We start from the raw sequence: 24,394 nt of genomic DNA on the forward strand, positions 1-24,394 counted from the left end.
CTGTCCGATAACACACCACTCCGACTCCCCGATTCCACGAGGTACCTGGACATGCAACAAAGGACTAACCGTCGTCTCAGCACTGCACGCGGCTTCACCCTGCTCGAAATGCTGGCGGTGATCGTGCTGATCGGCATCATCGGCGCCGTGGTGGTGACCCAGGTCGGCAAGAACGTCGACAAGGGCAAGTACGGCGCCGGCAAGGCGCAGCTCACCACGCTCAGCCAGAAGATCGAGAACTACGCGCTGGACAACGGCACGCCGCCGAAGCAACTGCAGGACCTGCTGGTGAAGCCGGCCAATGCGCGCAATTGGCAGGGCCCTTATGCGAAGGAGTCCGAGCTGCACGATCCGTGGGGTCACGACTTTGGCTACAAGTACCCGGGCGACCATGGCAGTTTTGACCTGATTTTCTACGGTCAGGACGGACAGCCTGGCGGCGACGGCTATAACGCGGACGTGGGTAACTGGCAGTGAAAAGGTGGGGGCGGGACGTGGGTAGCGGGGGCGCAAGCGCACAAGCTTGCGGTCGCCGTGCGGGCTTGCGCCCGCGCTACCCATCCCTCGCCCCCGGTTTCACCTTGTTGGAAATGCTGGCGGTGATCCTGTTGATCGGCATCGCCGCCGCCGCCGTTGCGGTGTCCGTGACGCAAGGCCTGGCGAGTGCGCGCGTGAGCGCGGCAAGTGGCGAATTGGCGGCAGCCCTGCGGGCGACGCGCGCGCAGGCCATCGTGCATGGCGAAGAGCGCAGCTTCGATGTGGATACGCGCGCGAATACTTACCGGCCCGCCGGTGGCGAGGTGGTGCGTTTGCCATCGGGCATGCGCGTCGGCATCACCAGCGCGCAGGAAGACCAGGTCAATGCCACCACCGGGCGCATCCGCTTCTTTCCGGATGGGAGCTCCACGGGTGGCCATGTCACGCTGCAGCGTGAGCGCCGACGCTGGCAGGTCAACGTGTCCTGGTTGACCGGCGCCGTCAGCGTGGTCGATACGAGCGCGAAGCTATGAAACGGCGTATCCGCGGCTTTAGCCTGCTGGAAGTGATCGCGGCGATCCTGCTGCTGGCGATTACGTTTGCCGCGCTGATGAAAGTGGCGGGCGGTTCAATCAGTCTTGCACGCAATGCCGCGGACCACAGCGAGGCGGCCTTGTGGGCGCGCAGCGAGCTCGACACGGTGGATATCGACACACCATTGCGGCTCGGCAGCAGCGATGGTCGCTTCGACGAGCGCTATCGCTGGCACCTGGTGGTGACGCCATGGAGCCCCGGGCCGGTCGCGCCGAATGCCCAGGTGCGCATGGTCAAGCTCGATCTCGACGTGTTCTGGGGCAGTCGCCCGCGTGAGCGTTCCGCGCATTTCAGCACGCTGCGCGTGTTGAATCCCTCAGCGGCGAATTCACCATGAGGCCGGCAGCTAGCGCCGCAGGCGCGCGCGGCTTCACCCTGCTGGAAGTGCTGGGTGCGCTCGCCTTGCTGGCGCTGTTGTTGCTGGGCGTGTATTCGGGCGTGCGCACGGCCACGCAGACGGTGCGTTCCGGCGAAGCCGCCATCAGCCGCCTGGACGAGGTGCGCTCCGCCCAGCAATTCCTGCGCCGTGAGCTGGCGCAGGCGCGTGCGGTGCCGCTGGCGAAAACCGATAACGGTGACCCGATCTATTTCAGTGGCGACGAACACGAGATGCGCTTCGTGGCCTCTTTGCCGGGCTATCTCGGCAAGCTGGGGCCGCAGTTGCAGCAGCTGAAGCTGGTGCCCAATGGCAAGGGCGGTTCGCGATTGGAGGCCAGTTTTGCGCTGATGCCGCCCGACGGTAGTGCGCCCCGTCCGTTGAGTGAGCCTGAAGTGCTGGTGGAAGATATCCGTGGCGGCCGTTTCAGCTATCGCGAGCCCGACACGGCACAAGCCAAGGGTCAGTGGCGCAACCACTGGGACGACAGTCGCGTGATGCCGCGCATCGTGCGCATTGCCCTGACACTCGATGGAACCAGCTCATGGCCGTTGCTGGAGGCGCCGTTGCGGGTCGATCCCACTGCGACCCAAGGCCAGGCGAACCTGCTGCAAGGCCTGCAGCCGCGGAGTCTGCAATGAGGCGCGCCGTGATGACCCATCCTCAGGGGCAGCGGGGCGTCGCCCTGCTGGTGGTGCTGTGGGCATGCACCCTGCTGGCGATCCTGCTGGGCGGCTACGCCATGCTCGCGCGCACGGAGGGCCTGCAGGCGCGCTACATGTTTGCCCAAACCCAGGCGCATTACGCCGCGGAAGCCGGCTTGATGCGCGCCATCTACGCCTTGCAGGATCCGCAGCAAGAACAGCGCTGGATTGCCGACGGCCGCGTCTATCCGTTCGCCTTCGACGGCGCCAAGGTCAGCGTCAGCGTGATCGATGAAAGCGGCAAGGTGGACCTCAACGCCGCCTCGGCGGATGTCCTGCAGAATCTCTTTCGCCTCGCCGGCATGCCGGATGCCAAGGCGTTGGATCTTGCGAAGAACGTGGTGGACTGGCGCAGCTTCGCCATGACGCCGGCCGGTGCCGGCCTCAAATCGTCGGCTTATGCGATGGCCGGCCGCGACTACGGCCCGCGGCACGGGCCCTTCGCCAGCGTCGAAGAACTGCAAATGGTGCTGGGCATGGATCCGGCGGTCTACCGTACGGTGGCGCCGCAGCTGACGCTCTGGTCGGGCCGACCCAGCCCCGACCCCGCCAAGGCCCAGGCCCTGGCGCTGGCTGCCACTCCGCCCGGCATGAACCTGCAACAGGCGGATGCGATGGTGGCAGCGAGGCTGGGGGCGCAAGCCCAGCCGGGCCTAGTAGTCAGTCAGGGAGTAACGCATAGTATTCGTTCAGAGGCTACGCTGGCCGACGGTACTCGCGCGATCCTTCGCGCCACGGTGCGTTTACAGGTAGCTCGCAACGGCACCATGCCGTATGCAGTGCTGCGTTGGCAGGAGGGTGACGGGGAATGAGTTCGGCAACGCAGCCGCTGCGATTGCAGCTCGATCGCGCACGTCGCGCATGGCGCGCATCGCCGCTGCCACGCTTTTTTGCCTGGTGGGGTGGCGAGCTGACGGCCTTGCTGCCGCAGCGCTGGCGCCTGATGTTTGGCAGCGGCCCGAGCTGGTACCTGCTGAAGCCGGTGGGCGATGACTGGCAGCTGCACCGCGCCGGCCGCGTCGACCTGACCGCGCAATGGAGCAGCCAGCTCGACCCGGCCGACCAGCAGGTCGCCTTCGCCGATGCCGTGCGTGGCGTCGATAGCGAAGACCTGCGCGTCGCCTTGTGCCTGACGCCTGCCGAGGTGCTGCGTCCCCGCTTGACCCTGCCGCTCGCGGCGCGCGACAGCCTGCAGCAGATCGGCGCCTTTGAAATGGACCGCCAGACGCCGTTCCGCGCCGAGCAGGTGCGCTACGACGTGCGCGAGTTGCAGCTACCCGCGCCGGCCGGCCGCTTTGCGGCGGAGCTGGTGGCGGTGCCGCGCACCACGCTCGATCCGCTGCTGGCGCGACTGGCCAGCTCGGGGCTGCAGGTCGATGCCGTGGATGTCGCCGTCGAGCAGGATCGCCTTGGCGTCAACCTGTTGCCGGCGGAACTGACGCCACGTCGCCAGCATCCGCGCCAGCGACTGAACCTCGCCTTGGGCGCGGCCGCGATCCTGCTGCTGGTGCTGTCCTTGCTGCAGTTCGTGCACAACCGGGAAAGTGCCTTGGCGCAGATGCGCACCGAGGTGGAAGGCATGCGTGCCGACGCGCAGCAGGTAGCCGCGCTGCGCCAACAGCTACAGGACAACGCCGGCGCCGCCGGTTTCCTGGCCCAGCGCAAGGCGCGTACCGTGTCCGCGCTGGCCGTGCTGCAGGACATCAGCCAACGGCTGCCGACCACGGCGTGGCTGGAGCGCCTGAGCATCGACAACACCGGCCAGGTTGGCTTCCAGGGACAAAGCCCGCAGGCCGCGCGTCTCGTCGATGCACTCAAGGGCTCGACGGTGCTGACCGACGCCAATTTCCAGGGCACCATCCAGGTCGATCCGTCGACGGGGAAGGAACGCTTCTACATGGTCGCGCAGCTGCGCAAGAACACCGAGCCGAAACCCAAGGCTCCGCCTGCCGCGGCCGGAGGTGCGCTGTGAAGCTGGATGCGCTGAAGCCACGCGAAAGCCGCATCGCGGCGCTTTTGCTGCTGTTGCTGGTGCTGGTGATCGGATACTTCGCGCTCCTGCACTGGTGGTTCGTCGCTCCGCTGCAATCCGTCAATGCTGAGATGAACGATCTGCGCGATACGCATGCGCGTTTCGCCGCGGCCATCGCGGAAAAACCGCTGCTGCAGAAGCGTATCGCTGCCATGGGCGCAGGGCAGGCGGCGAGCCATGCCTTCCTGCCCGAGGACGACCCGAACGCTGCTGCCGCCGGACTCATGCAACGGGTCGTCGATGCCGTCGCCCAGCATCCGCAGAGCGGCGCGTGTGACGTGACCCAGAAGATGCCGGTGCCCAATCCGCCCGCCGCGCCCGATGAGCCTTATCGCAAAGTGGCCGTGAGCATCAGCCTGCGTTGCGAAGTTCAGCCGCTGGCCGAAACGTTGCATGACCTGGAACAAGGTTCGCCCTATCTGTTCGTGGACGACCTGAGCATTTATCGCAATCCCGTCGCCGCCCAGCAACAGGTGGGGGCGCCCTTGGAAGTGCAGTTCACGCTCTCCGGTTATGTGCGTCAGCCGCGCAATGCGGGTGGCGATGCGCAAGGAGACGCGCCATGAACGCCGAAGTACAGCGCCGTCTGACCCCCGTGCTTGGTGGCCTGGCCGCCACCTTCGGCCTGCTGTTGTTGCTGCTGCTTGCCGGTATCGGCCGCGCCGTGCACTGGGAAGCGCCGCGCCCGGTGGCGCCGCTGCCCGAGGTGCGCGACCAGGGCTTGCCGCCGCCCGTGCCGCTGCAGCAGTTCGCGGCCGTGTGGACGCAGCCGCTGTTCAATGCCGATCGCAAGCCGGGTATGCGCGCCGCAAGTGGCAGCGCGAGCCTGGGCGATATGCAGCTCACCGGCATTATCCTCACGCCGTCGCTGCACATGGCCTTGCTGCGCGACAAGAGCGGTGAACACGAAGTACGCGTGCGCGAAGGCGATACCTTGCCCGATGGCAGTTGGCGCCTGGCCGAGCTGAAACCGCGGGCGGCGATCTTCGAATCGGCCAGTGGCCGCACCGAGCTCGGTCTGCCTGCCGGTGCGCCCATCGACATGCCCAAGAACGCGCCGCTGGCCAATGGCATGCTGCCCTCGCCGCCACCGGCACCCGTGCCCGCACCGGCACCGATGCCACCCGGTGCAGTGCGCATGGTTACGGGTCCGCTGTCGCCAGCGTCCAGTGCCTCCCAGCCCAATGCGAATGCGCCAGGCGCGCCGCAGAACAATGCCGATTCGCAATCGGATCGCATCCGCCAGCTCAAAGAAGCCATCCAGAAGCGTCGCGCCGAGCAGTCGGCAGCGCCCTCCGAAGGAGCACATTGAATGTTGACCAAGCGCACGTCGCGGATTCGCCGCATCGGTACGCTCACTTTGGCGATCTGGCTAAGCGGTTGCCAGACCTTGCCGCAACCACACGATGACGGCGCGCTTCAGCGCGAGGCCATGGCCGGCACCCAGGATCCCGTACCGGCCCAGCGGCCTCTCAATGCGGGTGCGCAAGCGCAGGACCAGAACGCGGCCCTGGAGCCGAAGCTGCGTACCGGTACGGGCAAGTTCGTGCAGGCGACAGGATTGGCGCAGCCCCGTCAGGTGGCCAGCGGTGAAGGGGCGGTGACGTTCAACTTCGAGAACCAGCCGGTGCAGGCGGTGGTCAAGGCAATTCTTGGCGACCTGCTCAAGCAGAACTACACCATCGTGCCCGGCGTGCAGGGCAATATCTCGTTCTCCACCTCGCAGCCGGTGGACAGCAGCCAGGCGTTGCCGATCCTGGAAACGCTGTTGTCGTGGACCGGCAATTCGCTGGTGCAGCGCGACGGCCGCTATATCGTGATGCCGTCGAAGGACGCGGTGGCCGGCAACCTGGTGCCCAGTCTCGGCGCGGTGGCGCCCCAGGCCGGCATGCAGGCACGGCTGTTCCCGCTGCGCTACATCTCGGCCACCGAGATGCAGAAGCTGATCAAGCCGTTTGCGCGCACCGACGCCGTGTTGCTGGTTGATTCGTCGCGCAACCTCATCGTGCTGTCCGGTACGCCGCAGGAACTGGAAAACTATCAGCGCACCGTGCAGACCTTCGACGTGGACTGGCTGCGCGGCATGTCGGTCGGCGTGTTCAGCCTGCAGCGCGCCAATGTCAGCGAACTGATGCCCCAGCTCGACCAGATGTTCGGCCCCAAGGGCGATACGCCGCTGGCCGGCATGCTGCGCTTCATCCCGATTGAGCGCACCAATGCGCTGGTGGTCATCAGCACTCAGCCGACGTATCTGCGGGAAGTTGGCGACTGGATCGCCAAGATCGATCACGGCGGCGGCAACGAGCCGGATCTATACGTCTATGACGTGCGCAACATCAAGGCCTCCGATCTGGCGCAGTACCTGGCGCAGATCTATACCAATGGCGCCGCGAACAACAGCGGCGGCCATGTGGGTCCCGGCCTCAACGAAGGCACGCTGGGCAATACCAACAACGCCTACGGTTCCGCCAGCGGCATGGGCAGTACGGCTGGCAGCTTCGGCAGCAGCACCACCGGCGGATTTGGCAACACCACGGGCGGGCTCAGCACCCACGGCGATACCAGTGCGACCACGGGCGGCCTGGGTGGCACAACGGGGACGGGCGGAACCACCACCGGTGGCAGTGCCTTTGGCAGCGGTAGCGGAACGTTTGGCAACAGCACGAATCCCAACAACAATCAGGGCGGCCAGCAATACAGCTCCGAAGACGGCAGCATCCGCATCAGCTCGGTCGATGCGAACAACCAGCTGATGGTGCGTGCGCGGCCTTCGCAATGGGGGGAGATCGAGCAGGCCATCAAGAAGCTGGACAACGTGCCACTGCAGGTGCAGATCGAGATGCGCATCCTGGAAGTGGACCTGACCGGCCAGTTCCAGTTTGGCGTGCAGTGGTATCTGCAAGGCCTCGCTGGCGGCACCAACAACGGCGATGGCACCTTTACGCCCGGCGACAAGACCAACCCGCGGCAAATTGGCCTGGGTCAGGGCGGCAACACGTACAACCCCGGTACGAGCACCACACCGGGCGATGCGCTTTTCTATTCGTTCGTCAACAAGAACTTCCAGGTCGCGCTGCGTGCACTGGAAGTCAACGGCAATACGAAAACCTTGTCCGCGCCGTCGATGGTGGTGTTGAACAACCAGGTCGCGCATATCCAGGTGGGTGACCAGGTGCCGGTCAACCAGACCTCGATCGTCACCGGTCTCGGTTCAACCACGCTGGGATCGACTGCAAGCAGCGTTACCTACTTGCCTACCGGTGTCATTCTTGATGTGCAACCCCGCGTCAATCCGGGCGGCCTGGTCTATCTCACGGTCCAGCAACAGGTCAGCAACACGGTGGGTGCGGCCAATTCGCAGGGCAACTACACCATCCAGCAGCGCGCGGTGGGCACGCAGATTGCTGTGCAGAGCGGTCAGACGGTGTTGCTTGGCGGTCTGATCCAGCAGAACGAGGACAACACCAATACGGGGATCCCCGGTCTCAATCAGATCCCGTTCCTGGGTCGCTTGTTTGGCACCACCAGTCGTAACCGCAGCCGCACCGAGCTGATCGTGTTGATTACGCCACGCGTGATCACCAGCAGCGAAGAGGCCAAGCAGGTCACCGACGAGTACCAGCGCAAGTTCGAGTCGCTGGCGCCGTTGCGCGCATCTGAAGTAAGTCACGTACAGCCCTGAACGGATTTCTGGGCGAATACTGAGTAAGTTTATGCTCGTCATCCCCGCAGCCCTCGAGCCCTTCGGTCGTCGAGAGCTGCCGGATGATGGAAAATTCGGCGTCCTGGGCTGATACGAATAGTCAAAAACATTTACTTCGAATCCCTCCCGATTGCCATAGACCACCGCAGCGCTGCAGACACGTTCGTGTATGAGCACGGTGAAACCAGGGCATGACGCGAGCACGTGGCGTCCGGCGTATGTCTGGCAATTAGCGCTTCTTCGTCAAGTTATCCGTAGCACGTTCGTCGCATCCCCTGCCGGCGACCCGAAGGTTGTCCTTGCGCGAGGGTGGATTGGGGTAGGAGGGGTGCCTTCGAGGACGTCGATAGAGGGCGAGCAGCCACCCCACTATCATGTACGCGATGAGTACGTCGCCTTCCTTCCCGATTACCCCGTTGCTGCCCGAGATATGCGCCTCGCTCGCGGCGAATCCGCGCCTGGTGCTGGAGGCGCCTCCGGGCGCCGGTAAGACCACGCAGGTACCCCCGGCCTTGCTTGGTCAGTCCTGGCTGGCCGGAAGCCGGATTCTGATGTTGGAGCCGCGCCGCATCGCTGCACGCGCCGCGGCGCAGTTCATGGCGAAACAGCTGGGTGAGGAGGTCGGACAGACGGTGGGCTACCGCATCCGCTTCGAGTCGAAAGTCAGCGCTGCGACGCGCATCGAAGTGGTCACCGAAGGCATCCTCACGCGCCTGATCCAGGACGATCCCGAGCTCGGCGGTTTCGGCATCATCCTGTTCGACGAATTCCACGAGCGGCATCTGGCGGGCGACCTCGGCGCCGCCTTGGCGCTCGACGTGCAAGGCACGATACGCCCCGACCTGCGCATCGTCGTGATGTCGGCCACGCTGGATGGAGAGCGCATCGCGCAATGGTTGGATGCGCCGCGCATCAGCAGTCCGGGTCGCAGCTTTCCGGTACGGGTGGAGTATCCGCCGGCACGCGTGCAGGAAGGCCTGGAGCATCACCTCGCCCGCATCGCGCGCCAGGCTCTGGACGAAAACGACGGCGACGTGCTCGCCTTCCTGCCCGGTCGTCGCGAGATCGCACGCACCCAGGTGGTGCTCGAGCAATCGCTGGCGCGTGACGACCTGGAGGTCGTCGCCTTGCACGGCGAACTCTCACTGGCCGAACAGCAGTCCGCCTTGAGTCCAGCCGAGCCTGGCATGCGGCGCATCGTGCTGGCCACCAACGTGGCCGAATCGAGCGTGACCTTGCCCGGCATCCGGGCAGTCGTCGATAGCGGCCTCGCGCGCGAGCCGCGCTTCGATCCGAACTCGGGTTTCACGCGGCTGGAAACCGTCAATATCTCGCAGGCGTCTGCCGATCAGCGTACGGGTCGCGCTGGTCGCGTCGCCGAAGGCAGTGCCTACCGCTTGTGGCCACAAAGCAAGCGACTTGACGCCTCGCGCACCGCGGAGATCGCCCAAGCCGAATTGTCAGGCCTGGCGCTCGAGCTGGCGGCATGGGGCATCACGTCAAACAGCGGTAATGATCTGCCCTGGCTGGATGCGCCACCGGTCGGCGCACTCGCCCAGGCGCGCGAGCTGCTGATGCAGCTGGCCGCCCTGTCACTCGATGGGCGCATCACCGCGCTGGGCCGTCAGATGCTTGAACTCGGCGCCACGCCGCGTCTTGGTGCGGCCGCCTTGCGTGCAGCGCCGGAACTGCGGGCACTCGTCGCCGATCTGCTCGCGCTGATGGAGGCGCGCTCTCCACTGCGCGGCGAGCAGGCGCGCAGCGACGACTTCCGTGCGCGCGTCAGCGCCCTGCATGCATGGCGCGATCGGCGCACCGCAGGTGCGCGTGGCGGTGTCGATACGGGGGCGCTGGCCGCAATCGAGCAAGCCAGTAAAGGCTGGCGTCGCCGGCTGGACGCGCGCTCGGCCGCCAGCGGCATGCCTGATAGTCACGCGGTAGGCGACTTGCTCGTGCATGCGTTCCCCGATCGCGTCGCACGCCGCGACGACAGCAATCCGCTGCGATACACCCTGGCCAATGGTCGTGGTGCCCGCCTGCATGAGAACACCGCCTTGCATGGCGAGCCCTGGCTGGTGGCACTCGATCTGCGCTTCGAGGCGCGCGACAGCCTGATTCTTGCCGGCGCGCCGCTCGATCCGCGCGTGCTCGAACGCGACTACCCGGCACTGTTTCATCGCGAGCGGTTACTGCGCTGGAACGACGAGCGCAACGCCGTCGAGGCCTATGAGGAACAGCGTTATGCCGCCATCGTGCTCGAACGTCGCAGCGTGCCTGTGAAACCTGAGGATGCCTTGCCTGCGTTGATCGCGGCGGTGCGCGCCAAGGGTATCGACGCCTTGCCGTGGAGCGACAACGCCCGTCGCCTGCGCGCGCGCATGCAGGCGCTTCGCGCGTGGATGCCGGAGCTTGGTCTGCCGGATATCTCGGATGCTGCGTTGCTCGACACCCTCGATGACTGGCTTTCGCCTTATCTCAACGGCAAGCGCCGCCTCGATGCCTTGAGCGCGGAAGAACTCTCGCAAGCACTCGGCACGTTGTTCGACTACGAACAGCGCCGCCAGCTCGATGCCCAGGTGCCCGAAAGCGTCACCGTGCCCAGCGGCATGAGTCGTCGTCTCGAATACGCCGAAGGCGAGCCGCCCGTGCTTGCCGTGAAGCTGCAGGAATTGTTCGGGCTGGCCGACACGCCTCGCGTCGCCAATGGCCGCATTCCCGTCACCTTGCATCTGCTATCACCCGCCGGGCGGCCGATCCAGGTCACCCAGGACCTGAAGGGTTTCTGGGAACGCACCTATCCCGAAGTGAAGAAGGAACTCAAGGGCCGCTATCCCCGCCACCCCTGGCCGGACGATCCGTGGACCGCCGCGCCGACGCATCGGGCCAAGCCGCGAGGTACCTGACCTCGCCGCATCGATTGGCGCGCGGAGATTCGAGTCAGGGCGCCCGACTCGCTTTCCACATCGCACTGTTTTGCGTAGCTCCGGCTTGCGATCCCGCTTCTTATCGACGGTTCAATACCACGCGGAAACCTTGATCGGGGCCCGCACCATTGGCCGCTAGGCTGCCCCGGAAGGCTGATGCCGCACTGAAGTCGGCGCCCATCCAGCCGCCGCCTTTCCATACCCGGCCATAGCCACTTGGACTGCCTTGTGGATTGGTTACGTTCGCTTGCAGCTCGCCGTTCCAGTCCCAGCACCATTCCCTGATGTTGCCGGACATGTCGTAAAGCCCCAACTCGTTGGGCTTCTTGCTGCCGACCGGTTTTGGCTGATCATGGTTCTGCTCGATTGGGGGCCAGCTCCACGCGCCGGATAAGCTTTCATCGCCCGAGTTTCGCCAGTACCAGGCGACGTCATCGATGTCGTTGCTGCCGCTATAGGTGTAACTCTGGCTTGATTGGCCACCACCGGCGGCATATTCCCACTCGGCTTCGGTCGGCAGTCGGTAACCGTTGGCCCCCGGGTTGATCGTGACCGTCCATCGCATATGGTCGAGATAGCCAAATCTCGGGTCTGGTTGGTTGTTTGGGTCTTGCTCGTCCTTGTTGATGTTGTAGTAGGGCTTCAATCCCTCTTTGATGCTTCGCTTGTTGCAGTACTCGATGCTGTCGTACCAGCTCACCATTTCCACCGGCAGGCTGTCGCCCTTGAACTTCGATGGATTGCTGCCCATCACGTCGAGCCACTCTTTTTGGGTGACGTCGTATTTGCCGATATAAAAGTCGGATATGACGACGCCCTTTCCGTAGTAGTTGGAGGTGGTGTTCTTGAACGTGCCGCCCTTGACCCATACGAAGTTGGCAGGCACGTCGCTCGCCGAGGCACGAGCAATTTGGGTGAAGGACGTCAAGCTGGTGACCATCACGATGGCCATCAAAAGCAGTGGTTTCTTCATCGAGAGCCTTGCGTATCCGGGTCGACGACCCGCATGCATGTGAACTGCACATACCCGGATGAGCCGTGACATCGCGCGTGCGCCGCATCGGCATCATGCGGCACGCGTCGGACTCTCCGAATCGTCCCTTGAAAGGCATAAAGCCGGCGGCTGGCGGCCGCCGGCTTCAGCGTTTTCAACACACCTTCACGGGATTCCTCACCACACCGTCGCGTTTACCTGGCCGCTGGCGCCGTTATATGCCTCGGTGGCCAGGATCATGTAGTTGAACGAACCCATGTTCATGCCCAGGCTCTTCCAGTGGCTGAAGTGGTTGCCCGTGGTGACGGTGCCATTGCTGCCGATCGATGCGCCGCCCCAGGCATCCAGGTACTGCTCGAACGTCGCGGTACCGATGATGGAGGGCTGGTTCACCTGCTGGTGCTCATACGTGCTGTAGGTGTGTCCATCGCTGGTCACGCTGCCTTTATACGTGGCATTCCCCGTATAGAGCGAACCGAACTCGGTGATGTAGTACTCGACGAGCGGGTTGGTGGTCCAGCCGTAGACAGAGATGGTGTTGTAGCCGCTGGCGGAGCCGACGTTGTAGCCGACGCTCATATTCCCGCCGGTACTCCAGCCTTTACCGCCCACCACATCACTGACACCCGACCAGGTTATGGCGTAGTTGCCGGCATAGCTGGATGCCTGCGGAAACGTCATGGTGGCCGAGCCGCCACTGCTATACAGCGAATAGTAGTAGCCGTTATTCGTGCCGGTACCGTTGTTGCTTACCGACTGGGCGTCGGCCGCCATGCTTGCGCCACCCGCTATGAGGGCGCAGAGCAGTACTTTTTGAACGCGCGACGAAACGAACGACATTGCGTGCATACGAATTATCCCCGTTCCTTGAGGGCGTACGACAACGACGCCACAGCAAGCGCTGTAGCGGACTGACGCAGCCGTCAATTGCTTTCAAAGTAGACGCATCGCCACCCGTCATGGGTGGCCCCCGTATTACCTCCCCGGCCGATGACGCGAGGAACGGAGCAACACCCGGCGCAAGAGCCAAGGTTGGCGCTCATCGTTGTCTCGGCGCGACGCCGAGGTAGACGCGGGACGCAGTTATGTTAGCGCTACCTTTAGTCGCACTTGAGTCTAAGCACGGTTTTTTTCCGCAGTCAACGAGTCAGCGATCGGCAACGGCGCATCAAAGTTCAATTCGCGAACTGCGACACATTATTCGGCGTGCCAGGCATCCGGTCCCCTGCGAAGTAGCGTTGCGTAGGCGTCGCCGCAGTCGGCGGCGTGGGTTCGAGGATGAGTTTGAGCATCCGGTCCTGCTTGAGCGGCATTGCGATCTGCCGGGTTTCTTGGTGCAACCGTCGGCTAGCAATACACTGCAAATCGAAAGCATGTGAGGTCGCCGACAGTGCGATCCAATGCATTGGCTGCTTCAAGTGATGGCGGACCAGCGCATGGGGATACTGATGAAACCACGTTTTGTCATATCAATAGCTTTGGCGGTCGCCTGCCCGTGGGTGGCGTCATGCCCGGCGCAGGGTGTTCAGGCAAATGCCGGTCAGGCGGGTGGCGCCTCGACTGCGCATCGGAGCAAGGTCGGCAGGAAGGTCCCACCCGTCCGGTCTCCATTGGATCTGTCGCTGGGCCGATGGCAGTCATCCACGTCGATATCCACCCTTGGGTATCACGCACCGATGATCGACCCTCTATATAAGCCAGGCCGGCTCGACGCGGGCCTCCCAGATGGCTCGGCGTACCCACGGCCCAGCTTGCCGTTGTTTACGCCGGCGGGCCCCACGGGGTTGGTGAAGGCTTCAAGAGCCGCGCTCGATTTCGCCGCGAGAGCGGTCCTGTCCATTGCCGAGTACCGACGCGGCAATACGGCATGGCAGCCCGCGTCACCCACTCCAATCTACCTTGCGGGCGACATCACGACCGCGCGAGCGGCCGCTGCCACGAGTTGCCAGGCCAGTGAACCCGCAGTCGCTGGGGCCTCATGTCTGGGCTACCTGCAACCTGTCTGGCCGCCTTGAGAAATCCGAGTGGCAGCCTGCTTTGAAACTGAAAGAGGGCCATCGTTTGAGCGTTGCAGGCGGTGTTGCTCTAGGCCAAGCGTGCTGACGCGATCGCCTTGGGCCAGCACTGGCGACCATCATCCACGCGTGTAGACTCCGACGAAGTCACCGACGTCCCCAGCGGTGCCAGGCAGGGTCTTTGGCTTGGTGCACGACTGACAGAAGAGCGTTTCCTCCCCCACGAGGTAGCTTCATGTTGATGCGATGCGTTGTCTTCGTGCTCCTCGTGATGGTGTTTGGGTCCGCATCCGCGCTGGATGCTCCGACACCGGCGCCCAACGTCACGGTGAAGGCCGATGCCCAGCGCACCACGTCAGCGGGGACGCAGTTTGTCGTTCCGGCGGATTGGACGATTCATACCGATGGCAACAAGATCACGCTGAATCCGCCCGAGCCCGGCTCGCAGGTGGTGCTGGTGGACGTGAAGGCGGCGGACGTGGACGCCGCGGTGGCCGCGGCGTGGAAGATTTACGGGCCGGCCAAGACCTGGCCGCTGCACGACGCTACCGACAGTGCGCCGCACGATAACTGGGACCGGATCAAGGTCTACAACTACGAGACTTCGGCCAATGACAAGCGTGGCGTGACGGCGGTTGCGTACCGCCACGATGGTGGCTACACCGTGCTTATCTATGATGTCGCCAGTGCGGTGGGCGAGAAGCGTGCATCGCAGCTGCGCGCGATTTCCGATCGCCTGCTGCCGAAGGGCTATAAGCGCGAGTCATTTGCCCACAAGAAGGCGCACCCCCTGGATGTCGAGCGCGTCGAAGCGCTGAAGGCTTTCGTGGAAGAAGCGCGCAAGGCCTATGACGTGCCGGGCGTGGCTATCGGCCTGATCGACCACGGCAAGGTGGTGTTTGCAGGTGGTCTGGGTGTGCGCGAGATCGGCAAGCCCGAGCCGGTCGATGCCGACACGCTGTTCATGATTGCCTCGAACACCAAGGCGCTCACCACGCTGATGCTCGCACGCGAGGTCGACCAGCATCGCTTCGATTGGGACACGCCGGTGACCCAGGTGATGCCATCGTTCAAGCTTGGAGATGCCGATACCACGCGCCAGGTGCTGATGCGCCACTTGATCTGCGCGTGCACGGGCATGCCACGACAGGACCTGGAGTGGTTGCTCAATAGCCGCGATGCCACGCCGGACACCGTGCTGAAGGCGCTGGCGGGCATGCAGCCGACGAGCAAGTTCGGCGAACTGTTCCAGTACTCCAACCTCATGGCCGCCGCCGCTGGCTATATCGGTGCGCACGCGCTCTACCCGCATATGGAGCTCGGCGCGGCCTACGATTTCGCCATGCAGAAACAAGTATTCGATCCGCTGGGCATGCGCCTGACCACGTTCGACTACGATCGTGCGCTGCTTGCCGATCATGCGACGCCGCATGGCCTGGATGTCGATGGCCATACTGCCGTGGCCGGCATGGGCGTCAATGATTCGTTTCGCGCGGCGCGACCGGCGGGCGCCGCCTGGAGTGCCGTAAGCGACATGCTGCGCTATGTCCAGATGGAGCTGGCCAACGGCCTGCTTCCCAATGGGCAGCGCTACGTGTCGGAGCCTGCGTTGCTGGAGCGGCGCAAGGCCAACGTGGCCATGGGTACCACGGCCACTTACGGCATGGGCCTCGTGGTCGATCACACCTGGGGCGTGCCGGTGGTCCATCACGGCGGCGACCTGGCGGGATTCCACTCCGACATGCTGTGGTTGCCGGAGCAGGGCGTGGGCGCCGTGATACTCACCAATGCCGACGCGGGCGTGTTCATTCGCGGACCGTTCCAGCGCCGTTTGCTGGAAGTGCTGTTTGATGGCAAGCCGCTGGCGCAGGGTGACATCGATGCCGGCGTGAAGCGGTTAAAGGCGCAGATTGCCGCGGAGCGGAAGCGCTTGACCGTGCCTGCCGATCCCACCGAGGCCGCCAAACTGGCGGACAACTACCGGAACGCGGCGCTTGGCAGCGTCCAGGTGCAGCGCGACAGCAAGCATGCGGTGTTTGACTTCGGCGTCTGGCATAGCGACGTTGCCTCGCGCAAGAACGACGACGGCTCCGTCTCGTTCGTGACCATCTCGCCCGGCGCGGACGGCCTGGAGTTTGTCGCCGCAGGGAAGCCCGACGGTCGCAAGCTGGTATTGCGCGATGGACAGCATGAGTATGTTTACGATGCGGTGAAGTAGGGGCGCGAGCCTCTGCGCATCGTCATTCCAGCGAAGGCTGGAATCCAGTGACTTTGCGCTGCTCGGCCCTCAAGGCGCTGGGTCCCAGCTTGACCAGCCCTTCGGCTGTTGAGAGCCGCTGGGATGACGATATGGGCGGGATTGTCGTTGACGATCTTCTTACGTGGTCGAGGTGATCGGTGATGTTGAAGCTCATTAGGCCGCTGTGTGTCGTCGCCATCTTGCTGGCTGCATCGACCGCCTCCGCGGACACCCTCAAGCTGCCGCAGATTCAGCTGGCGAAAACCATCAAGCAAACCTATCAGTGCGCCGATGGCAAGTCGCTGCAGGTGACCTATTTGAACGCAGCGAACGGCCAGAGCTTTGCCTTGGTTCCCGTCAATGGCAAGCCGCTGCTCTTCGTCGACACCGTGGCGGCGTCGGGTGTCCGCTACCAGGCGGGCCGCTACGTCTGGTGGAGCAAAGGCAACGACGGCGATCTTTACGACGTGATGCAAGGCGAGAACGCGGCGCCTGTGCTGGCGGGTTGTTCAGCGGTCAAATGATGCGTGTCTGCACCCCGGGGCAAGCCTGGCTGCGCCGGCCCCATGCCGATTAAGTCTTTCATAAGGCGGTTGCTGGATAATCGCAGAGCCGCCGCGGGCGGTTGCCCATTTGGCCTGGTGACGGGAGCTCTCGGTTCGTGCACATCCTTCTTGTCGAAGACGACGCGCATCTGGGTGACGCCATCCAGCGCGCGCTTGAGCGCCTGGGCTATACGGTGTCCTGGTTGCGGGATGGTCGCTCGGCGTCCAGTGCCATTCGCGACCGGACCGCGGATCTGATCCTGCTCGACCTGGGCCTGCCGGGCCGTGATGGCATTGAAGTGCTGACCGAGGCGCGTCGTGCGCGCATTGAGACGCCGGTGCTGGTGATGACGGCGCGCGACGGCCTTTCTGCCCGCGTCGACGGTCTCGATGCCGGCGCCGACGATTACCTGATCAAGCCCTTCCACGTGGAGGAATTGGCCGCGCGCATTCGCTCGCTGGGTCGGCGCATGCGCGGGCTGGCCATCAATCGCATGGACGTGGGTGCCTTGAGCCTGGATCTCGGTACCTCCGAAGTCACCTTCCGCGGCGAGGCGGTGGAGCTGACGCGGCGCGAGTTTTCGCTGCTGCAGGCGCTGATGGAGAACGCGGGGCGCCTGGTTCGGCGCGAGAGCCTGGAAAACTCGCTGTACGGCATTGATCACGTGGTCGGCAACAATGCCCTGGAAGTGCTGGTGCATTCATTGCGGCGCAAGCTCAGCTTCGAGACGATCCGCAACGTGCGAGGCTTTGGCTACATGATTCCACGGGATCCGAAGTGAGAGCGGCCAGTCTGCGCGAGCGTCTGCGCTGGTTGATTCTTGGCGTGATCGCCGTCGTGCTGTTGCCGTTGGGTGTCTACAGTTTCCGGCGCACGGTGCACGAAGTGGGCGAACTGTCCGATGCCCGCCTCGCTCAATCGGCGCGCACCTTGCAAGTGTTGATCGAAAACGGCGGCCTGTCGGCCTTGCAAGGTCGCGAAGCGGGGCGCGTCGTGGTAGTGCCCATCGCCACCAGGTCGGTGCAGGAACGCGTGTTGCACGGAGAAACCAACGAGTCGGAAGTTGGTTTCCAGGTCTTCGACCGCCATGCGCAACCGCTGCTGGTCACGGCCAACTTGAGCGCCTTGCCCCCACCGGAGACCGGCAGCGTGGGCTTCCGCGACCTGCAGATCGGCAAATACCGCTGGCGCCTGTTCACCCTGCCGCCGGACGCCGACGGCATCGTCATCCGCTCGGCCGAGCGTTACGACAGCCGCAGCGACATCACCGTGGCCTTGTGGTTTGAGCATGCCGTGGCCCCGCTGGTCGCGCTGCCGGTCCTCGCCTTGCTGGTCGGCTGGGCTGTGCGGCGCGGATTGAGGCCGCTGGATGAACTGGCGCAGCGCTTGTCCGCGCGCCAGCCCGGTAGCCACGACACGCTGAAGGTCGCACAGGCGCCACGCGAGCTGGAACCGGTGCTGGCGGCTCTCAACGAACAGTTTGCACGCCTCGAGGACGCACTCGAGCGCGAACGTCGCTTCAGTGCGGATGTGGCGCATGAACTGCGCACGCCGTTGGCGTCGACCATGATCAATCTCGAGAACGCCGAAGCGAGTCGATCCACGCGGGAGGCGGACGTAGCCCTGGCAGGCGCCCGCCAAAGCCTGGCCGCGCTGGCCAGGCGAGTGGAACAGCTGCTGTCGTTGGCGCGGCTGGAGACCAGCTCGCGCGCAGGCCATCGCGCCGAGGTCGACCTGGTCGAGGTCGCCACCATGGTCATCGAAGAACTTTCGACGGTGATTGGCGACACCGATGTCGAGCTGGACGTTGCCCTGCCTTCCGGACGCTTGCCGGTATCGGGCTATGAGGTGGCGCTGGCCGCCTTGTTGCGCAACCTGCTGGAGAACGCGTTGCGCCACGTTCCCGCCGGAGGTCGCGTGGAGCTGTCGGTGGCACGCGAAGGGGATCAGGCCGTCATCGATGTCATCGACAATGGCGAAGGCATCCCCCGCGAGCGTCGCGACGCCGTCTTCGCACGCTTCCACCGCGAAGCCAGCAGTCGCGGCGAAGGCTACGGGCTGGGCCTGTCCATCGTGCAGCGTGCCGCCCAATTGCACGATGCCCCGATCGAACTGCTCGATTCGCCACTTGGCCAGGGTTTGCGCGTGCGCGTAAGCATTCCGCTGGCGCGGGAAGTTTCGATCACGCCGGCGCCGGCCGGATAAGCCCGGGCAACGGGTTTCGCGGGCGTTGGCCCGCAACAAAGTTAACCCTAAGCCAAGTCCGCTAGGGTGTGCACTCCCCAGGTATAGCCAGGCTTTTCGGTGCTGCTTCCCAGACTCCATTGCTGCTCGGGCGTAACCGCATATCGGCTGCGGGCCGCCGTCCTCATCGCCGCGCTGCTGGGCGCTGGCCTGGCCGGTTGTGCCAGCTACAAGCCCTTGCCGTTACCCACGCAGGCGGAGTCCGCCTCGTCGCTGTCCGAACTGCATGGCTATGCCGGTACCACGCTGCCACTGGATGCGACTGCGGTGGAGCGCCTGGTGCTGCTGAACAACCCCGACCTGCGGACCGCGCATGCGCGTCACCAGGCGGCCCAGGCGCAGCGCCGGCAGGACAGCGTGCTGCCGAACCCCGTGGTGGGCGGCAGCGTCGGTTACCTGCTCTCGGGCGTGGGCGATGCCACCGCCTGGACCGCGTCGATCAGCCAGGACATCGCCGCGCTGATCACGCTCAAGCCACGTCGCGAAGCCGCCAAGGCGGCGGCCGACGAAGTCGACGCCGGCCTGCTGTGGGAGCAATGGCAGACGCTTGGCAAGGCGCGGCTGCTGGTGATCGGACTGGTCGAAGGGGACCGCCAGATCCAGTTGCAGCAGCAGGCGCTGGATGTGCTGAAGCAGCGCGAAGCGCGGATTACCCAGCAAGTCGGCAAGGGCAATCTCGAGCGCCTGACGGTCGAGCCGGATCTGTCCGCCGCGGCCGATGCGCGCGCGGCGATGGATGACTTGCAGCGGCGTCGCCTCGACCAGCAGCAACAACTGACCGCCCTGCTGGGGCTGAAGCCCGACGTGGTCGTGCCGCTCGCGCCCTTGGCGCGTGCGGACCTGGACGCGGCATCGGTGCAAAGCGAGGCGGCCACCATCAGCCGGCGCCGACCCGACATGGTGGCCTTGCAGCTTGGCTACCAGGCGCAGGACGCCAGCTTGCGCGCTGCCGTGCTCGCGCAGTTTCCGCCGCTGTCGATTGGTTACGACGCGTCCCAGGACAATAGCCGCGTGCGCAACGGCGGTCCGGCGGTGTCGTTCGCCTTGCCGATCTTCGACCGCAACCAGGGCAATATCGGCGTCGCCCGCGCCACCCGCGAGCAACTGCATCAGGAATATGTCACGCGCCTGGCCACCTCACGCGATGAAGTGAATGGCTTGCTGGCGCAGTACGCGCAGCTGCATGAGCAGTGGCTTGCGCTTGCTCCCGTCACCAGCGATGCCGTCAATGCCGCGGCCCGGGCCAGAACGGCGTGGCAGGCGGGGCTGCTGGACCTTCGTAGCTATGTCGATCTCGACGTGGCTGCCATCAACCGCCAGATCGCGATGATCGCGCTGGAGCAGGCCATGCTGGAGCAGCAGGCCGCGCTGGAGCTGCTGGTGGGACGTGGCATGCCAAGTTCACTTGACCAGGATGTGATTGCCCCATGATTTCCCGACTGCCATGGTTTGTTCCGGCCATCGCCGCCTTGGCGCTGGCGGCCTGTTCCGGCGGCGAGACACCCGAAACATCCGCCGTGAGTGCGGCCGTCTCCACCACGCCGGTGCGCCAGGGCAGCCTGCCCGACCTGGTCGTGGCCTATGGCACGGCCGGTCCCGCGGCTGACGCCGCGCTGGTGATGAACGTGCAGGCGGCGGGTCGCGTCACGCAGTGGGCCGTGACACCCGGCACACCGGTGAAGCGCGGGCAGCGACTGCTGTCGTTCGAGCTGGCGCCTGCCGCGGTGGCGGCTTATCAACAGGCGCTCAGCGCGCGCAAGCTGGCTGAAACACAGCGCGCCCACACGTCCGAATTGCTGGCGCAGCAGCTGGCTACGCGCGATCAGCTGGAACAGGCGGACAAGGCCTTGAAGGATGCGCAGGCCAACCTTGATGCCCTGGTCCAGCAACAGGGCAGTGCCGCAAGGCTCGAGCTGACCGCGCCGTTCGACGGCACGGTGGTGACCGTGGATGCCGCGCAAGGCGATGCGCTGCAACCTGGGGCGCCGCTGCTGTCCGTGCATCGTGGCGACGGCCTGGTGATTACCGTGGGCATCGAGCGCGAGGCGATGGAGCGCGTGAAGACGGGGTCCAAGGTCGCGTTGACGCCGCTGGATGCCGCCGAGCCGATGCACGGCACCGTGCGCCGGGTTGCGCGCGCCTTGAACCCGCATACGCACCAGCTCGACGTCGAAGTGGTGCCGGATGGCACGCCGGTCGCTGGCGAGGGTTTCCGTGCGGACATCGTGGTCGGCCAGGCCCAGGGTTGGCTGCTGCCGCGTGACGCGGTGCTTGGCGACGAAGAAGACCGTTATGTGTTCCAGGTGGCCGACGGCAAGGCCGTGCGGGTGCCGGTGCAGGTGCTCGGCGAATCGGACAGCACCAGCGTGGCCAGCGGCAAGCTCGATGCAAAGCGCCCGCTGGTGACCGTCGGTGCCACCCAGCTCGATGACGGCATGGCCGTTCGCATCCAGGCGCCGGACGCGCATCCATGAATAGCTCCACGTTTCTCGCCCGGCATGCCCGGGCCATCGTGATCGTGGCGTTTGCGCTCGCCCTAGCTGGCCTCGCCAGCGCCTTCACCTTGCCGGTGGGCTTGTTTCCGCAGGTGTCGTTTCCGCGCGTGGTGGTGGATCTGGATGCTGGCGATCGTCCGGCCGACCAGACCTCGCTGCTGCTGACGCGCCCGGTCGAGGAGGCGATCCGCACCGTGCCCGGCGTGGCCGGCCTGCGTTCGGAAACCACGCGCGGTTCCGCGCAGATTTCCATCGACTTCGGCTGGGGCCGCGACATGGTGGCGTCGACCCTGCTGGTCGACTCGGCGATTGCACGCGTGCTGCCCAGCCTGCCGCCGGGCGCGACCTATAACGTGCGGCGCATGGACCCGACGGTCTTCCCGATCATCTCCTATGCGCTGCAGTCGGACAGCATGTCGCCGGTGGCGCTGCGTGATCTGGCCCAGTACCAGATCGTGCCCTTGCTCGCCTCGGTGGAAGGCCTGGCCCGCGTCGACGTGCAAGGTGGCGAGACCGCCGAGCTGCAGGTCGAAGCTGATCCGCGCAAGCTCGCGCAATACGGCCTGAGCCTTGACGATGTGTCCAATGCGCTCGCCGGCGCCAACCAGCTGCAGGCGGTGGGACGCCTGCAGGATCGCAACAAGCTCTATCTGGTCGTCGCCGATCACTCGCTGAAGCGGATCGAGGCGATCCGCCAGGTGATGCTGAAGAACGATGCGCATGGCTGGGTGCGTCTTGGCGACGTGGCCACCGTGCGCGATGGCTACGTTCCGCAGTGGATCAAGGTGAGCGAGGACGGTCGTCCGGCCGTGTTGTTCAACGTCTACGAACAACCGGACGGCAATGCCGTGCAGATTGCGCAGCAGGTGCGCGACAAGCTGGCGACGTTCCGCCTGCCCGCGGGCGTCAAGCTCAGGTCCTGGTACGACCAGAGCGAGCTGGTGGTGGAATCGGCCAACAGTGTGCGCGACGCCGTGTTGATCGGCCTGCTGCTCGCCGCCGCCGTGCTGCTGCTGTTCCTGCGCAACCTGCGCGTGACCTTGATCGCCATGCTGGTAGTGCCGGTGACGCTTGCGGTGACGGTCCTGCTGCTGCAGGTCATGGGCATGAGCTTCAACATCATGACGCTGGGCGGTATTGCCGCGGCCGTGGGCCTGGTGATCGACGACGTCATCGTGATGGTGGAGCACGTCGCGCGTCGCGCGGGTGCGGAGGTGGGCGGCGGGCCGGATGCCGTGCTGCCGGCGGCGCGCGAATTCCTGGCGCCACTCACCGGGTCCAGCCTGGCCACCCTGATCGTGTTCATTCCGCTCGGTCTGCTCAGCGGCGTGACGGGTGCCTTCTCCAAGGCCTTGTCGGTGACCATGGCAAGCGCACTTACCGTGTCGTGGCTGGTGGCGGCATGGGTGGTGCCGCCGCTGCTGCGCCGGCTGGTCGACTTCACGCAGTGGCGGGACCCGGGTTTCAGTCACGAGAAGTGGCTGGCGCGCACCCACGCCACCCTTTACGACGGTCTGGGGCGCCGCCCCGCGTGGCTGCTCGCCATCGTCATTCCGTTGCTGATCGTGGGTGGCGTGGCCTTCACCCGGGTGTCGACCGGCTTCATGCCGGCCGTCGATGAAAGTGGCTTCGTGATGGACTACTACACCAAGCCCGGCACCTCGCTGCCCGAAACGGCGCGCCAGATCGGCCAGGTGGAGGACATCCTGCATCGCATGCCCGAGGTGGATACGTTCTCGCGCCGTCTCGGCACGGGTCTGGGCGGTGATCTGGGGCAGTCCTATCACGGCGATTTCTTCGTGCGGCTCAAGCCCGGGCATGAGCGATCCACCGAGGACGTGATGAGCGATGTGCGCGCGCATGTCGAGCAGGAAGTTCCCGGCGTGGACATCGAGCTGGCGCAGCTGATGGAGGATCTGATCGGCGACCTCACCGCGGTGCCGCAGCCGATCGAGATCAAGCTGTATGCCGCCCATCCCGAGCAACTGGTGCCGCAGGCCGAAAAGGTCGCCAAGGCGCTGGCCGATATTCCCGGCGTGGTCGACATCAAGGACGGCGTGCAGCTGGCCGGCGATGCGTTGAACGTGGATGTCGATGCCGACAAGGCGACGCTGGAAGGCATGACCGTGCAGGCGGTCACCCAGGCGGTGAACAATGCGCTCACCGGTGTGGTGGCCACCGAGTTGCCATCGGCGACCAAGAGTGTCGGCGTGCTCGTGCGCATGCCCAATGCGACGCAGTGGCGCATTCCGCAGTTAATTGCACTGCCCATCAAGGCACCCGATGGACACGTGTTTCCGCTGGGACGCGTCGCCTCGGTGACGCCAGTCACCGGCCAGCCGCAGATATCCCGCGAGAACCTGCAACAGATGGTGGCCGTCACCGCACGCATCGAAGGCCGTGGCATCGGTGCGAGCGTCGCCGACGTGAAGAAGATGCTGGCTCAGCCCGGCATGCTGGACGCCGATATGCGCTATGAGCTCGGCGGCTTGTACGAGCAGCAACAGATCGCCTTCGTTGGCCTGAGCAAGGTGTTCCTGATGGCGCTGGTGGCGGAGTTCGTGCTGCTGCTGTTCCTGTATGGCCGCCCGGGGCTGGCTCTCATCGTGATCGGTTGTTCGCTGTTCTCGGCCACCGCGGTGTTCATCGCGCTGTGGCTGTGCGGCGTGGATCTGAACATCACGGCGATGATGGGCATGACCATGATCATCGGCATGGGCACCGAAATGGCGATCTTCTACGTGTCCGAGTACGTCAACCTGTCACGCGAGATGTCGCCGTTCGAGGCACTGCGCGCGGCCAGCCGTGACCGACTGCGGCCGATCACCATGACGACGCTGGCGGCGATCCTGACCTTGTTCCCGCTCGCGCTCGCCCTGGGGCAGGGCGCGGGCATCCAGCAGCCGCTGGCCATCGCCATCATCGCGGGCCTGACCTTGCAGTATCCGCTGGTGCTGTTGGTGATGCCGACGCTTATCGGCCTCACCTTGGGCCGTAAGCAGCGCACCGCCGGGCCATGAGCTTCATGGCCCGTCAGCAACGCGTAAGCAT

General features: G+C 65.0%; 19 protein-coding genes. 17 read left to right on the forward strand and 2 right to left on the reverse strand.

All coding sequences use genetic code 11. The features are described from left to right. The first annotated feature begins 51 nt into the window (after positions 1-51). The 10 genes from gspG (at position 52) to hrpB (ending at position 10,789) form a co-directional block, all read left to right on the forward strand. Positions 52-477, forward strand: coding sequence for a type II secretion system major pseudopilin GspG (gene gspG / locus OUZ49_RS16240; protein ID WP_266151611.1), 426 nt, complete (start codon positions 52-54; stop codon positions 475-477). Positions 478-542: 65 nt separating this feature from the next. Further along, entirely contained in the window at positions 543-1,010 is a 468-nt protein-coding gene (locus OUZ49_RS16245) for a GspH/FimT family pseudopilin (protein WP_266151612.1), read from the forward strand. Further along, positions 1,007-1,408, forward strand: coding sequence for a type IV pilus modification PilV family protein (locus tag OUZ49_RS16250; RefSeq protein WP_266151613.1), 402 nt, complete (start codon positions 1,007-1,009; stop codon positions 1,406-1,408). Before OUZ49_RS16245 ends, OUZ49_RS16250 begins: the two co-directional genes overlap by 4 nt. Then, on the forward strand, positions 1,405-2,088 hold the full coding sequence (locus OUZ49_RS16255; protein WP_266151614.1) for a prepilin-type N-terminal cleavage/methylation domain-containing protein: 684 nt from the start codon (positions 1,405-1,407) through the stop codon (positions 2,086-2,088). Before OUZ49_RS16250 ends, OUZ49_RS16255 begins: the two co-directional genes overlap by 4 nt. A gap of 11 nt (positions 2,089-2,099) precedes the next feature. Further along, positions 2,100-2,963 (forward strand): type II secretion system minor pseudopilin, encoded by an 864-nt coding sequence (locus OUZ49_RS16260; protein WP_266151615.1) that lies wholly within the window; start codon positions 2,100-2,102, stop codon positions 2,961-2,963. Continuing rightward, positions 2,960-4,123, forward strand: a complete 1,164-nt coding sequence (locus OUZ49_RS16265; RefSeq protein ID WP_266151616.1) for a PilN domain-containing protein — start codon at positions 2,960-2,962, stop codon at positions 4,121-4,123. Before OUZ49_RS16260 ends, OUZ49_RS16265 begins: the two co-directional genes overlap by 4 nt. Next, positions 4,120-4,749 carry a type II secretion system protein GspM gene (gspM, locus tag OUZ49_RS16270; protein WP_266151617.1) on the forward strand — a complete coding sequence of 210 codons (630 nt, stop codon included), beginning with the start codon at positions 4,120-4,122 and terminating at the stop codon, positions 4,747-4,749. The genes OUZ49_RS16265 and gspM overlap by 4 nt, the downstream gene beginning before the upstream one ends. Beyond that, positions 4,746-5,495 carry a general secretion pathway protein GspN gene (locus OUZ49_RS16275; protein WP_266151618.1) on the forward strand — a complete coding sequence of 250 codons (750 nt, stop codon included), beginning with the start codon at positions 4,746-4,748 and terminating at the stop codon, positions 5,493-5,495. The genes gspM and OUZ49_RS16275 overlap by 4 nt, the downstream gene beginning before the upstream one ends. Beyond that, a complete protein-coding gene (gene gspD, locus OUZ49_RS16280) occupies positions 5,496-7,865 on the forward strand; it encodes a type II secretion system secretin GspD (RefSeq protein WP_266151619.1) in 2,370 nt (789 codons plus the stop codon). Between the two features lie 404 nt (positions 7,866-8,269). Next, a complete protein-coding gene (hrpB, locus tag OUZ49_RS16285; RefSeq protein ID WP_266151620.1) occupies positions 8,270-10,789 on the forward strand; it encodes an ATP-dependent helicase HrpB in 2,520 nt (839 codons plus the stop codon). A gap of 100 nt (positions 10,790-10,889) precedes the next feature. Here hrpB and OUZ49_RS16290 read toward each other — a convergent pair whose 3' ends face one another. Continuing rightward, positions 10,890-11,783 carry a formylglycine-generating enzyme family protein gene (locus OUZ49_RS16290; protein ID WP_266151621.1) on the reverse strand — a complete coding sequence of 298 codons (894 nt, stop codon included), beginning with the start codon at positions 11,781-11,783 and terminating at the stop codon, positions 10,890-10,892. A gap of 198 nt (positions 11,784-11,981) precedes the next feature. Next, positions 11,982-12,578, reverse strand: a complete 597-nt coding sequence (locus OUZ49_RS16295; protein WP_266151622.1) for a glycoside hydrolase family 11 protein — start codon at positions 12,576-12,578, stop codon at positions 11,982-11,984. A gap of 1,476 nt (positions 12,579-14,054) precedes the next feature. Here OUZ49_RS16295 and OUZ49_RS16300 point away from each other — a divergent pair. From OUZ49_RS16300 to OUZ49_RS16330, 7 genes are all read left to right on the forward strand, one after another. Further along, on the forward strand, positions 14,055-16,037 hold the full coding sequence (locus OUZ49_RS16300; RefSeq protein WP_266151623.1) for a serine hydrolase domain-containing protein: 1,983 nt from the start codon (positions 14,055-14,057) through the stop codon (positions 16,035-16,037). Positions 16,038-16,219: 182 nt separating this feature from the next. Further along, the gene (locus OUZ49_RS16305) at positions 16,220-16,582 is read left to right on the forward strand and encodes an MliC family protein (RefSeq protein ID WP_266151624.1); all 363 of its coding nucleotides are present in this window, start codon (positions 16,220-16,222) and stop codon (positions 16,580-16,582) included. A 137-nt stretch (positions 16,583-16,719) separates the two neighbouring features. Further along, positions 16,720-17,385, forward strand: coding sequence for a response regulator (locus OUZ49_RS16310; protein WP_266151625.1), 666 nt, complete (start codon positions 16,720-16,722; stop codon positions 17,383-17,385). Further along, positions 17,382-18,809, forward strand: a complete 1,428-nt coding sequence (locus tag OUZ49_RS16315) for a sensor histidine kinase (RefSeq protein ID WP_266151626.1) — start codon at positions 17,382-17,384, stop codon at positions 18,807-18,809. The genes OUZ49_RS16310 and OUZ49_RS16315 overlap by 4 nt, the downstream gene beginning before the upstream one ends. Positions 18,810-18,908: 99 nt before the next feature. Next, positions 18,909-20,279, forward strand: a complete 1,371-nt coding sequence (locus tag OUZ49_RS16320; RefSeq protein ID WP_266151627.1) for a TolC family protein — start codon at positions 18,909-18,911, stop codon at positions 20,277-20,279. Next, positions 20,276-21,322, forward strand: a complete 1,047-nt coding sequence (locus OUZ49_RS16325) for an efflux RND transporter periplasmic adaptor subunit (protein WP_266151628.1) — start codon at positions 20,276-20,278, stop codon at positions 21,320-21,322. Before OUZ49_RS16320 ends, OUZ49_RS16325 begins: the two co-directional genes overlap by 4 nt. Further along, positions 21,319-24,363, forward strand: coding sequence for an efflux RND transporter permease subunit (locus OUZ49_RS16330; RefSeq protein ID WP_266151629.1), 3,045 nt, complete (start codon positions 21,319-21,321; stop codon positions 24,361-24,363). Before OUZ49_RS16325 ends, OUZ49_RS16330 begins: the two co-directional genes overlap by 4 nt. Positions 24,364-24,394 lie beyond the last annotated feature (31 nt).

This window comes from Dyella halodurans (assembly GCF_026283925.1).
In the GTDB taxonomy this organism is placed as follows: domain Bacteria; phylum Pseudomonadota; class Gammaproteobacteria; order Xanthomonadales; family Rhodanobacteraceae; genus Dyella; species Dyella halodurans.